9 protein-coding genes are annotated in these 13,057 nt (G+C 41.8%); 4 read left to right on the top strand and 5 right to left on the bottom strand.

The genetic code is table 11. The features are described 5' to 3' along the window. Window positions 1-50: 50 nt before the first annotated feature. The 4 genes from ptsP to G399_RS0101100 are packed head-to-tail and all read left to right on the top strand — an operon-like array spanning window position 51 to window position 4,914. Window positions 51-2,339, top strand: a complete 2,289-nt coding sequence (gene ptsP, locus G399_RS0101085; RefSeq protein ID WP_006013604.1) for a phosphoenolpyruvate--protein phosphotransferase — start codon at window positions 51-53, stop codon at window positions 2,337-2,339. Window positions 2,340-2,386: 47 nt separating this feature from the next. Then, the gene (locus G399_RS0101090; protein WP_006013607.1) at window positions 2,387-3,193 is read left to right on the top strand and encodes a sulfite exporter TauE/SafE family protein; all 807 of its coding nucleotides are present in this window, start codon (window positions 2,387-2,389) and stop codon (window positions 3,191-3,193) included. A 3-nt stretch (window positions 3,194-3,196) separates the two neighbouring features. Further along, window positions 3,197-4,006: a prolipoprotein diacylglyceryl transferase gene (gene lgt / locus G399_RS0101095; protein ID WP_006013609.1), complete on the top strand. Its 810-nt coding sequence runs from the start codon at window positions 3,197-3,199 to the stop codon at window positions 4,004-4,006. A 56-nt stretch (window positions 4,007-4,062) separates the two neighbouring features. Further along, the gene (locus G399_RS0101100; RefSeq protein ID WP_006013612.1) at window positions 4,063-4,914 is read left to right on the top strand and encodes a thymidylate synthase; all 852 of its coding nucleotides are present in this window, start codon (window positions 4,063-4,065) and stop codon (window positions 4,912-4,914) included. Between the two features lie 79 nt (window positions 4,915-4,993). On the opposite strand, the gene G399_RS0101105 is transcribed toward G399_RS0101100, so the two are convergent. From G399_RS0101105 to rapA, 5 genes are all read right to left on the bottom strand, one after another. Continuing rightward, window positions 4,994-5,323, bottom strand: coding sequence for a hypothetical protein (locus tag G399_RS0101105; RefSeq protein ID WP_006013615.1), 330 nt, complete (start codon window positions 5,321-5,323; stop codon window positions 4,994-4,996). A 136-nt stretch (window positions 5,324-5,459) separates the two neighbouring features. Next, on the bottom strand, window positions 5,460-6,476 hold the full coding sequence (locus tag G399_RS0101110; RefSeq protein WP_006013618.1) for a DUF3530 family protein: 1,017 nt from the start codon (window positions 6,474-6,476) through the stop codon (window positions 5,460-5,462). A 155-nt stretch (window positions 6,477-6,631) separates the two neighbouring features. Next, complete coding sequence (locus G399_RS0101115) at window positions 6,632-9,067, bottom strand: TonB-dependent receptor (protein WP_006013622.1); 2,436 nt, start codon at window positions 9,065-9,067, stop codon at window positions 6,632-6,634. Between the two features lie 310 nt (window positions 9,068-9,377). After that, window positions 9,378-10,046, bottom strand: coding sequence for an RluA family pseudouridine synthase (locus tag G399_RS0101120; RefSeq protein ID WP_026843339.1), 669 nt, complete (start codon window positions 10,044-10,046; stop codon window positions 9,378-9,380). 1 nt (window position 10,047) lies between these two features. Next, complete coding sequence (gene rapA, locus G399_RS0101125) at window positions 10,048-12,873, bottom strand: RNA polymerase-associated protein RapA (RefSeq protein ID WP_006013626.1); 2,826 nt, start codon at window positions 12,871-12,873, stop codon at window positions 10,048-10,050. Window positions 12,874-13,057: the final 184 nt, after the last annotated feature.

Genomic DNA, 13,057 nt, shown 5'->3' on the forward strand with positions numbered 1-13,057 from the left:
TGCTTAAAGTTTGCCTTACTCGTTTTGTTAACCGCAATGGAGCCTAATGCATGCTAACAACCCTGAAAAGAATAGTTCAAGAAGTAAACCAAATTCCGGGTTTGGAGCCTGCTTTGGCGCGCCTTGCTATGTTGGTTAGAGAAACGATGAAAGTGGATTCGTGTTCTATTTATTTGGCTGATTATAAGAACCAAGTACTAGTTTTAAAAGCCACTGATGGACTTGATAAAACAGCGATTAATCAGGTTAAGATAGGTTTTAATGAAGGCCTGATCGGTTTAGTTGGTCAAAGAGAAGAACCACTCAATATCGAAAATGCGCCTCTGCACCCCCGTTTCAAACATTATCCTGAAGTTAATGAAGACGCCTTTTTTGCATTTATCGGCACACCGATAATTCATCAGCGGAAGTTGTTGGGTGTTATGTCAATGCAGCAAAAGTCTATTCGGCGCTTTAGCGAAGACGAAGAAGCTTTTTTAGTGACTCTGGCTACGCAAATTGGACTCGAGATTGCGAATGCGGAAATTCGTGGCGTTCTGGACGTTAACTCTGAAACAACTATTGATGCTCACAAAAGTATTAATGGCGTGCCTGGCGCTCCTGGTCTGGCTTTAGGTCAGGCTGTTGTGTTCAATATGAAGCACGAACTAAGCCAACTCATCGTTCGCAAAACTACCGATCAACAAAAAGAAATAGAGCGTTATCGGGAGGCTGTTGAGCTCACCAGAATTCAAGTTGCCAGATTGTCGGATAATCTAGGTGACAGCCTACCCGAAGACGTAAAAGCTATATTTCAGCTGTATGAGCAACTACTTGACGCTAATAGTTTGGGACGAGAAGTAGAGCAAAAAATTCGTGAATGCTGGGATGCAGCATCATCATTAAAATTAGTTGTGGATAGCTACGCCGCGCGATTTGCAGCTATGGAAGACCCGTATATGCAAGAACGGGCCGTTGATATAATCGACTTGTCTAATCGTATATTGCATAACATTATGAATGGGTCAGGCTCACCCATAAATACTGCAACGAACATACCCCAGAGTGCCATTCTTGTTGCGCGCGAAGTGTCAGCGCCGATGCTAGCTGAATTTCCTGCGGGGAAATTAAAAGCAATAGTTTCGATTCAAGGCTCCAACAATTCGCACGCCGCCATCTTAGCGCGTGCAATGGGAGTGCCTGCTGTCATGGGTTTAGGTGGCGTTCCGCTTAGCTTGTTAAATCATCAAGAGCTGTTCGTTGATGGTTATTCAGGACAGGTTGTTTTGGCCCCAGAGGATCAAGCTCGGACTGAATTTCTGCAATTGATTGCCGAAGAAGAGGCGCTGCATCAACGTATTCAAAGTGAAGCGGATCAACCGGCTAAAACAGCAGATGGCTGTGAAATGACATTATTGGTGAACGCAGGTCTTTCGGCAAGTTTAGAAATGGAGCAAAACAAACAGGGTGCTGGAGTCGGTTTATATCGAACTGAAATTCCCTTTATGTTGCGCGAACGTTTTCCGTCTGAACAGGAGCAATTTGAGCTTTATCATAGTCTGTTAAGTGCGCATCCGGATAAAGAAATGACTATGCGTACGCTCGACGTCGGAGGCGACAAGCCTTTATCTTATTTTCCTATATCAGAAGAAAATCCGTTTTTGGGCTGGCGTGGTATTCGTCTTACGCTGGATCATCCAGAAATTTTCCTGATGCAGATTAGAGCAATGTTACGGGCTAGTATAGGCTTAACCAACTTGCATATTTTGTTACCTATGGTGTCGAGTATTAGCGAAGTTGATGAAGCAAATAGACTTATCAAGCAAGCTTTCCATGAAGTAAAAGAAGAAGCGGTCAAGACTAATAAGGTGTTGTTCAAACCCGCTATAGGTGTCATGTTAGAGGTTCCTGCAGTAATCTTTCAGTTAGAACAGATTGCAAAAAAAGTCGATTTTTTTTCAGTCGGTACAAACGATTTAACTCAATATCTTCTAGCGGTTGATCGTAATAATTCTCGTGTTGCTCAATTATATTCAAGCTATCATCCGTCGGTATTAATCGCCCTCAATCAAATTGTGCAAACATCCAAGCTTTGTAAAATTCCAGTAACTGTTTGTGGTGAATTAGCTGGCGAGCCAAGTGGGGCAATAATTCTAATGGCTATGGGCTATCGTAAATTGAGTATGAATGCACATAGTCTGCGTAAGATTAATTGGGTTATCCGCAATGTCGCTATTTGTGAACTCGAGGCGTTATTACCTCAAATATTGTCATGTGCTGGTCCAGACCAAGTTAAACAGATTGTCGACCAATATCTTGAAATAAGAGGGCTCGGTGGACTAGTAAGAGCGGGATCTTGACGTTTTTATCGCATATCACCGTTTTTTATATAATGAGTAAGATGTAAATGGATCCAAATTTTGAAATATTTTTATTGTGCGTAATGTTGGGTTCTATTGTCGGTGTATTTGCCGGTTTACTGGGTATTGGTGGTGGCTTATTAATCGTTCCTGCTATGGTCTTTTTACTGCATTTTTTTCTACAAATAGATATTGAAATTGGAATGACGATTGCTATAGCAACATCTCTATCCACGGTTATTATGACCGGGCTTTCCTCAGCACGAAGCCATTATAAACTAGGTAACTTAGACAAACGTATAATTACCTATTGTGCTTTTGGTATTGCGATTGGTGCGACTTTGGGTGCACAGTTTGCTAGTTTTATCTCAGGTGTTTTATTACAGCGTATTTTTGCTGTGCTAGTTATTTTAATTGCACTACAAATGGTGTTTGGTTCTCGAAAAGCCTCACAGCATACAATCGGTAAACCCGGGCTTGGCGGAATAGGTGCTACCACCGGTTTTATTTGTGCGCTAATGGGCATAGGTGGTGGCGCATTAATCGTTCCTGCACTAATGTGGTTTCAGGTTAATATTCGAAAAGCCATCGGTTGTGCAGCTTTTAGCGGCGTCATAGTCGCGGTTTTTGGTACATTGAATTTTGTCATTATGGGCTGGAAAAACCCGGATTTGCCAGAATGGTCGTTAGGCTACGTTTATTTGCCTGCTACCTTGGGCATTATTGCAACGTCGATGCTAACCGCACCAATTGGTGTTAAACTAGGTCAGAAATTAGATACGGCTAAATTGAAGAAAGTTTTTGCGGCTTTCTTGGTGTTAGTAAGCATACGCATGATCATAGGAATTGAGTAATACATGAGCATCTCAGCACAAAATATCCCTGCGCATTTAGATTTTCCAACAATAAACGCTGTTATCTTCGAAATTGGCCCACTTGCGCTGCGCTGGTACGGCGTTATGTATTTAATTGGCTTTTTAGCTGCGTTTTGGCTTGCGAACAGGCGACTTTCACGTACTGATTGGAGTAAAGAACAGCTCAGCGATTTGCTATTTTGGGGTTTTATGGGTGTCGTAATAGGCGGCCGCATTGGTTATGTACTGTTTTATAATTTTAGCGTTTTTGTTGATAATCCACTCTATCTCTTCCGTATTTGGGAAGGCGGAATGTCCTTCCACGGTGGCTGCTTAGGAGTCATTGTTGCTGCGTTTTGGTTTTCTAAAAAACAAGGTTGGCCATTTTTACGCGTGGGTGATTTTATTGCTCCATTAGTGCCCATTGGTTTGGGGGCAGGACGTATTGGCAACTTTATAAATGGTGAGTTATGGGGCCGGACTACTGACGTGCCTTGGGCATTCGTGTTCCCTGGTGCCGGTGCCATGCCGCGTCACCCATCACAGCTTTATGAATTTGCACTCGAAGGTGTTTTATTATTTGTGATTTTGTGGCTCTATTCAGCTAAACCGCGTCCGATTGGTTCGGTAGGAGGCTTGTTCTTATTAGGTTACGGTACTTTTAGGTTTTTTGTTGAGTATTTCCGTGAACCAGACGCTCATCTTGATTTAAATGCGCTTGGATTATCGCAAGGACAAATGCTATGTATTCCAATGATACTGGCTGGTGCAGCATTGATTGCGTATGCCGTTAAAAAAGGCGAAAAAGCCTAATTCACAGTTAGTAAAAGTAATGTTAGGTGTTAAATTAAAGGTAAGGAATTGTCATCATGAGTCAGTATGAGCAACTATGTCAGCGCATTGTCAATGAAGGGACTTGGTTAACCAATGAACGCACAGGGCAAAAGTGTTTGACAGTTATCAATGCTGAGCTTGAATATGATGTTGAAAATAAGTCTTTTCCGCTAATAACAACGCGCAAAAGCTTTTATAAGGCTGCTATTGCTGAGTTACTTGGCTATTTACGGGGTTATCAAAGCGCAGCTGAGTTCCGTTTAATTGGTTGCAATACTTGGAATGCAAATGCAAATGAAAATCAAGCTTGGCTAACAAATCCGCATCGTAAAGGTGAGGATGACATGGGTCGAGTTTATGGGGTTCAAGGTAGAACTTGGCAAAAGCCAGATGGATCGACATTGGATCAACTGGCTAAAGTTATCGATAACTTGTCCAAAGGTATCGATGATCGCGGCGAAATTGTTACATTCTACAATCCAGGTGAATTTGACCTTGGCTGTTTGCGTCCATGCATGCACACACACAACTTTTCACTATTAGGCAAGGATTTGTATCTAACCAGCTATCAACGTTCTTGTGATGTTCCTTTAGGCTTAAATTTTAATCAAATTCAGGTGTATATAATGCTTGCCCTGGTGGCTCAAATTACGGGGACTAATCCAAAAAAAGCGTACCATAAAATCGTTAATGCTCATATATATGAGAATCAATTCGAATTGATGAGAGATGTGCAATTGACTCGAACACCATTTCCTAACCCCAGCTTGACGATCAACCCTAAAATCACGTCACTGAAAGATCTGGAAACATGGGTAACGACCGATGACTTTATGCTTGAAGGTTATGAGCACCACGATGCCATCGTCTACCCTTTTTCTGTCTAAAATTGTATCATAAATCGATATTTTGTTCGTTGAACACCAACCACAAGCCTTTGATATAATTATGCTAATTTCGGTTACTTTAGGGGCGTATACCGACAACATCTAATGGACATAAACCTTGCCCTTCTAAACACAAAATACACATCAATAATTGAGTTTTAATACAATCGTCGTTGCGTATTAATGGTTCCTCCCAATAATGAGTTTGGTGCAGTACGTGCCAAAATATTCTTTCTTTATGGCTATAAGCTTGTGACTGCGGGTTTTTTACTAGTGACCATTCTTCAAACGTGTCCCACAAAAAACATTCGAGCTCAGCATAGGGAAGCTCGTTTTGCCAGTAAGAACGCATGTAAAAAGCAAGTTGTTTTGCCTTGCGATCGATAAAATGTTGAACCAACAAAGTCATCTGCCAACGTAGTTTTATTAGGATGTGTATAAAGTATAGGTAGTGAAAATAAATTCGTGGAACCACAACTCAGGTGAATGCTTAAGTAACTGTATAATATAAATATATAGAAAGGATTAAAAAATCGAAAGAAGCATTACCAACCTAAATAAGTTGTCCAACCCTTAATTTGACCGGCAATGTATTGCATTTGTATCTGGTCCAAGGGCTGACCAATAATATCAGCTTGCCGATATACTTGTTTGAGTTCCGTCCTTGCTTTTATCCTTCGTGTCCGCTCAGTTTGTTTGCTCCAACTATTATCCCATTGACTGACGAGGTCCAGAACCGGTATTGAGGTTTGTGCAATGAGCATCGGTAGTTTATTGTTTAATTTGCGGATTGGCCAATACGGATTATTGATTACAAGTGTATCTATTTGCTGCATCAACGCGTCACGGTCGATAACTAGCTTGGTAATAGTTGCTGCTGTGATGCCCTGACTAACCACAATACGATGTCCCATCGTCATTTCCATATAAGTGAGAGTGGCAGCAAGATAGGCTTCTACTTCTTGCGAATAAACAACCAATGCAGCTTCACTTATTGCAGGCACAATGGAGCTGCTATTTATTCTATGTGCTACTGTATCTTCCCTTTTTTCATTTATTGAATTTTTTGATGCTTGTTCTGCAACTGCGATTGCAACATCATCCTCATTGGCCTTTTGTGCATTGTTGCTATCCTTATTATCAACAGCTTTATCGTTGACGGCTTGGGTATCGCTACTCTCAATGGGGAGTGCGATATTAGGCCCAAGGCTTAAACCTAAAGATGGCATTACCACGGTAGTCCAGCCAATTGAGGGTAAGTATTTAGCAACATGAGAGAGTGAATCTTGTCTACCTAAGGGCATATCGGCGTCACCAATAATAAGGATAACGCCCTTGGTGATAGGCTGCTCAGATAATGATATTAAAATGGGCAGTCTATTATCACCCACATCGATGAGCGTAAATTGGTCGCTATGCAATTGATTTCGCATGTCAGTACTGGTTAATTCAGCAAAAGACGCCGATTGTGCTGCACCGTCAATCGAAACAACGCTACTTACCAATACAAAGCCAACTGAGAATGAAGCAAAAGCATGTTTTAGGGTTGTTCGCATAGCCATAGATTAGTATTTGTTAAAGCGCATTACAAAGATTATCGGCTTGGTTGACAAGATGCTTAATAAGTATCGCCGATTTATCTAAGGATAAAAAAAGCAGCCCAAGAGCTGCTTTTAGTTTTTAGATTTTTACACTCTATTTTTACACTCTAATTATTTTAGAACTCATACGACACTGACGCGCCAAATAATCTAGGTTGGTTTGGATAAGCATTGAAACTGCCGCTTTGAATTGGTGGTGGGAATGCAGATAAGTAATACTCATCGTTATTCAAATTACGCACATAAATTTGGAAGCTGACGCCATTTTCCATAGTTAAACCAGCACTCGCATTTATGGTGCTCACAGCGCGGGTTATTTCCGGTGGTACGTTAGCTACCAATCCTACTTCACTTTCATATTGATAGTCTGTGCGAATATAACCGAACATGCCATTGTCAAATTCAAAGTTATACGTAATACCCGCATTTAAAGTACGTTCAGAGATACCCAGCGGTTTCTCTCCGGATAAGTCTACCGGGCCATTTAAGCCTGATGCACCTATAAATGAATCATAGACTGGATCAAGCAACATACCCGCTATAGTAATATCAACGCTATCACTAACATTAAAGGTTGAATCAAATTCCACCCCTTTTGTCGATTGTTGACCCGCATTTGCTAATACAAAGCCCGTTCCAACAAACGTACTTGACTGGAACCCCTTTATCGTCTGATCGAACGCAGTCAAGTTAATGGCTGCATTTCTGAATCTAGTTTTAATACCTAGCTCGTAAACTTCCGATTCTTCAGGACCAGCGAAGCGAGTACCGTAGCTCTGGTTAGCCAGCAACAAACCAGCTGCTGCAAGTGCTGCTTGGTCACCAGGGAACGGACGTGTATCACGCGATAAGTTCCAAGATGTACCTTTAAAGCCAGTTGCTGCGGTTGCAAAAACATTCACGTTCTTGTTAACTTCATAAGCTAAACGTAAGCTCCACGTGGTTTTGCTGTCTGAGCTTTTACCACTCTCTAGCGAATTTGGAAATATAAGTTGTGGTGGCAAAAATTGCACACTTTGTAACGTTGGTACAAATGGAGCTAAGGGTGGGAATTGCGTCAATGGTATACCAAGTATAGTTGGCGTAGAGGTAAAATCGATAGACGATAATATTTCGGTATTATCTGATTCGATGGTGACTTCTTTTTCGTCATTGGTATAGCTTATGCCTAAGGTAGCGCTTAATGCATCACTTAGGTCGTAATCAAGGCTAACGAATAAAGAATAAGACTCGTTGTCCTGCATAAATTCGCTATTAATATATTGATCGGCGGCAAAGAAACTATTTGGTGCTAAGCCATAAATCCCCTCTACACCGGGAAATAAAGCGCCAAAACCGAGTACATTAAAGAAATTCCGCGTCCCTGTTCCGTAAAACAAAGTATCGCCAGTATCCACAGTTTCATTGAAGTAGAAACCGCCCACCATCCAATCAAACGCGTTGTCGCCAGTTGAAGTCAAACGAAACTCTTGGGTGAAGGTATCTATATCGGTATGCCCTTCTTCGGTCAAAATATCCAAGGATGTATAGTCCACATCACTTAGGTACTTTGATTTGTTGTTACGCATTGCCGTTATTGAGGTAAAGGCAAAAGTGTCATAATCTACATCTATTTGTAAGGAAATGCCGCCATCTTCAATTTTGTTAGTAGGGTCGATATTCAGTGCTGATTCAAACCCAAATGGTTCTGCCGCATCTAATACAACACCGCCAAGAGCTTGAACTGCTGCGGTTGTTGGACCATTGATAACATCGGCCACGGTGCAGCAAGACTCATCTATTTCACTGTAATCTGCGATAAAGCGGAAAGTAACATCTTCAGTTGGTTCATATAAGAATTGACCTCGTAGATTCCAACGGTCTCTATCATTGATGTCACCTAAGCCCACGACGCTTTTGGTATAACCATCGCGTGTGTTCATGCCACCAGACAAACTAAACGCAAGGTCGTCGGTAATTGCATTGGTCACAAAACCTTTTAAAATCTGTTGGTTATAGTTACCTAGTGTCGCTTCAATTTTACCTTCAAGATTAAATGATGGCGCTTGAGTTCGAACGTTAATAACACCAGCGGAGGCATTTTTACCAAACAAAGTGCTTTGCGGGCCACTTAATATTTCTATTTGTTGTAAGCGTGGTAAATCACCAATTTGAGCTGCAGCTCTTGAGCGGTAAACACCGTCTATGAAAACACCAACTGAGGGCTCAATACCTGTGTTGTTGGTGCCGTTGCCGAAACCGCGAATAGAAAAGTTAGTATTGGTTGAGCGCTGCAGTGGCGTTACACGCAAAGTTGGTACTAGGCTTTGTAAATCACCCATATCCAAGACTTTGGTTTGCAGAATATCTTTTGCACTAGCAACAGTCACCGCTATTGGCGTTTCTTGTAATCCTGTTGAGCGTTTTGATGCTGTGATGACAATTGTTTCAAATTCTTCTTCGGCATCAGCTTCTTCTTGAGCCAATGCACTGTTAGACATAAAACCCAGCGACATAGCTACAAGCAACGCTAAGGGTTTGGTTTTAAACTGTTTCGGTAAGTATTGACTCATTTGTGTTCTCATCATATTACGGAGGAATTGTTATTTTATTTGAGTATAAGATTAAGTACATAAAAGTTACCGGTCGTAACCTCATGGTTCATTCAACCCTATATCACCGCTGACTCATTTTTTTGATATCCTAGTTAACGTTTCACGCATGTTAAATCGATGTTGCGTGATTAATTTAGAATAAACGTATTTTATAGGCTAAGCAATACTAAAAAGACTTTTTTGTTATAAATCTGTTACTTATTTGTAACTGTAGTGCCATAAGGGAGAGCAAATTTGCGAATAAGGGCTAAGTATTTATTTTACTTATCTATAACTCTTTTTGAAATGAATGCGGCGATTCGAATCGCAATTTCACACCACTAACAGGATGCGAGAATTCATGCATTTGTGCATGTAAGCAAAGACGTGGATTTTTAGCTCGGGCTGCTTGATGTGCATACAATCGATCACCTAAAATTGGATGGCCTAATGCCAACATATGAACTCGTAGTTGATGCGACCGCCCTGTAATTGGAGTCAGTTCCATTAACGTTGAATTGCGGTCACGCTGCACAACGTGCCAATGGGTTTGTGAAGGTTTCCCCCTTTCATGGTCTACCATTTGCTTCGGTCTATTCGGCCAGTCGCATATCAGTGGTAAATCAATGTTACCAGACTCACCCTCAACATGACCAAACACGCGGGCAAAATAAATTTTTTCTGTTTGACGGTTCTCAAACTGGCGAGACAAGTGCACGTGCGCTGGTTTATTTAGTGCCATCATCAGAATACCTGACGTGGCCATATCTAGGCGATGCACAATAGTAGCTGTCGGGAACACCCGCTGTACCCGAACTTGCAATGAATCTCTAAGGTCTGTCGATTTACCGGGCACTGTAAGTAGCCCGGCAGGTTTATCTAACACCAAGACATCCTCATCGCGATATAATATCTCGAGGTAAGGATGCGTAGGCGGCGAATAGTGCGATAGTGTCATTTTATGGGTTATTTACAACAATGCGCAGACTATCTAGATAAGGTTCAGCATTGCCTATAATATTGGTGAGAGTCGTTTTTTGCACTTCAATAAAGTCGATTTCTTCATTTCGAATAGAAGGATTGGTTTTTTGTAGAGAACGTAATCGCTCAATTTCACCACTCAGTTCAGATTGCATTGCATTTAGTGCAACTGATTGCTGCTCAGCCAAGTCGGCATGAGCTAATTTTAGACTTGCCTCAACACCCCCGGTAATTGGGTCTGCAAGCGCTTGCAGCAGTTGCAGTGCAATTTTGCGTTTCACTTTAAATAATTGCTCAAATTCAACTTCTACAGGTTGGCTTTTAGCATCAAGACAAAGGCGCACAGGTGTCGGTGGTAAGAATCGATACAATTGCAAACTCGCTTCGGCGCTGGCAGATAAAACACTCGTTGTCTCTATCCAAAATGCACCGGTAGGCTGGGTCGGATCTTTTGTAAACGCAATACTACTTTTACCCAAAACATCTGTGGTGACTGATTCTAAACAATGACTCACTATTTCACTGTCCCAGCTAAGAAACTGCAGCTGCTCAAATTTAGTCGCACTATTGCGTTGATAAGTCACTTCTAAGCCGTCTTCCGTTAAGCCTGGAATTTGATGTATTAATTGTTCAGTTGGACGAAGAATATAACTGTGGTCGTCCTTTTCTTCTTGAGTTACGCCCAAGGCGTCAAACAATCTGCTCATAAAATTGAGTAAGCCAACTGGGTTTTCAGCAGCAATAATTTTGTCTAGTAAATCATCAATTCGACCAAAACCAGAGGCGTTTAATTCGAGAAGTTTGTCTCTGCCCTTTTCTATTTTCTGTTTAAGGTCTTTTGTTAGTGCTGTGGTTTGGCCAATGATATCTAGTTTTAGCTCAGTGTCTTCGGGATTTTTGAGTGCCGACATTAAGTCAGATTGTAATTGCTTAAATACATCGCTGCCAACGGGACAGGTAGATTCGAACGCACCTAATCCATCCTGATACCAATCAAACAATACTTCTTGTGCGGTATTTTCAAAGTAAGGGATATGTAGATTAATATCGAATTTCTGTCCAATTCGGTCAAGGCGGCCAATCCGTTGTTCCAACAAATCTGGCACCATTGGTAAGTCAAATAAAACCAAGTGACGTGAAAACTGAAAGTTGCGGCCTTCACTGCCAATTTCGCTACACAACAAAACTTGCGCACCTTGTTCGTTAGTGGCAAAGAAATGCGCGGCTTTATCGCGTTCAATAATACTCATTCCTTCATGAAAAACAGTATGCCTGATCGCGGTTTTTTGACGTAAATATTCAGCTAATTGCAGCGCAGTTGATGCATAAGCACAAATAACCAACACCTTTTCACCTTTATTGGTTTCTAGTAAATCAACCAACCAGGTCACACGTGGATCATATTTAGTCCAGTTGTCGTTTACCAAGGGGGCTCGCTCAGGGTGCAGACTGAGTACAACATCCTCCTCCAACGACAACGATACTGCATATTCTTTTGGCAACTTTAATGGCGCCGGCAGGGCAATCCTGTCGGGGAAACCTTTTATGCTAGCTCGACTATTTCTAAATAACAAACGACCAGTACCGTGTTGGTCAATGAGTTTAGTTAGCAGGGCATGTCGTTGTTCGCCACTTGCCAACATGGCATCCGTTATTTCTTCATCTTTAACCACCGCATTTAGCTTGTCAATTTGCGCTTGGTTCATATGTGCATTATCAATAAGAGGGGCCACCGCTTCAGCTAGTTCGCCATAGTGGGTTTCCTCCTCAAGAAACTGTTGATAATCGTAAAATCGTGCTGGATCTAGCAAACGTAAACGTGCAAAGTGACTTTCATGGCCGAGTTGGTCTGGTGTAGCGGTCAATAGCAGAACACCTTTGCTTATTTTACAAAGTTGTTCAATTGCACTGTATTCCTCTGAAACATGCTCCGATGACCATTGCAAATGATGGGCTTCATCAACAACTAAGATGTCCCAATCGACGTCGGTTGCTTTTTCCAGTACTTTCTCTTGTTTGATAAAGTCGATGCTGCATAGCACCAGTTGTTCTTGCTCAAAAGGATTGTCGCCACTTTCAGCCATCGCTTCCATGCGCTCTTCATCAAATATTGAGAAGGGCAAGCTAACCCGGCGTAGCATTTCAACTAACCACTGATGCACTAAGCTCGAAGGTACTATAATGAGCACACGTTTGGCTTTGCCTGTGAGCAATTGCTGGTGCAAAATTAATCCAGCTTCAATCGTTTTACCCAAGCCTACTTCATCTGCTAACAATACGCGTGGCGCAAAACGGCTACCTACTTCATTTGCAATATGTAATTGGTGCGGTATAAGTTCGACACGAGCGCCAACTAAACCAACGGCACCAGAAGTTGCATGTTCGTATTGTTTTTGCAGGCATTCGTGGCGAAGATCAAACCATTTAGGTGAATCAAGCTGACCGCTAAACAAGCGTTTTTCAGGTTGATTTAGTTTGACGTTGCAATCCAGTGCTACTTCAATGATGGAGGCCTGTTCACCATTGTCCGAGCGCATACCAGAATAAATATAAAGGCCGTCTTGTGAGGTGACACTGGTGATTTTTAAGTCCCACCCATCGCTATGAAGGGCTAGCTCGCCCTCGCTTAAAATTAGACGAGTAATAGGTGCCTGAGCGATCGCATAAGTACGGTCCTCTTTAACTGCAGGAAAGAGCATGTCTATCGTACGGTTGTCGGTTGCAATGACAACACCCAAGCCTAAATCAGCTTCTGTATTGCTTAACCAACGCTGGCCAACGGTAAACTCTTGTGCTGCATACATAAACAAAATCCAATGTGAAAAATAAACTGGGTGCGTATTGTACTGATACTCGGCGCCACTGTCAGCTATCTGTTCAAATTAGCTTAAAAAAGGTCGTGATAATTGTAGCAAACTCATTTAAGGTGGTTTTGTTGTCAATGCTTGCTGACGCTAATGCACACTGTGTGGCCGCATTAACGCACTC

This window comes from Brumicola pallidula DSM 14239 = ACAM 615 (genome assembly GCF_000428905.1).
GTDB classification, from domain to species: Bacteria; Pseudomonadota; Gammaproteobacteria; order Enterobacterales; family Alteromonadaceae; genus Glaciecola; species Glaciecola pallidula.

Excerpts from the sequence above, each read along its gene's own strand:
- ptsP (WP_006013604.1), top strand. The coding sequence starts at position 51 with ATGCTAACAACCCTGAAAAGAATAGTTCAAGAAGTAAACCAAATTCCG.
- G399_RS0101090 (WP_006013607.1), top strand. The coding sequence starts at position 2,387 with ATGGATCCAAATTTTGAAATATTTTTATTGTGCGTAATGTTGGGTTCT.
- lgt (WP_006013609.1), top strand. The coding sequence starts at position 3,197 with ATGAGCATCTCAGCACAAAATATCCCTGCGCATTTAGATTTTCCAACA.
- G399_RS0101100 (WP_006013612.1), top strand. The coding sequence starts at position 4,063 with ATGAGTCAGTATGAGCAACTATGTCAGCGCATTGTCAATGAAGGGACT.
- G399_RS0101105 (WP_006013615.1), bottom strand. The coding sequence starts at position 5,323 with ATGACTTTGTTGGTTCAACATTTTATCGATCGCAAGGCAAAACAACTT.
- G399_RS0101110 (WP_006013618.1), bottom strand. The coding sequence starts at position 6,476 with ATGGCTATGCGAACAACCCTAAAACATGCTTTTGCTTCATTCTCAGTT.
- G399_RS0101115 (WP_006013622.1), bottom strand. The coding sequence starts at position 9,067 with ATGAGTCAATACTTACCGAAACAGTTTAAAACCAAACCCTTAGCGTTG.
- G399_RS0101120 (WP_026843339.1), bottom strand. The coding sequence starts at position 10,046 with ATGACACTATCGCACTATTCGCCGCCTACGCATCCTTACCTCGAGATA.
- rapA (WP_006013626.1), bottom strand. The coding sequence starts at position 12,873 with ATGTATGCAGCACAAGAGTTTACCGTTGGCCAGCGTTGGTTAAGCAAT.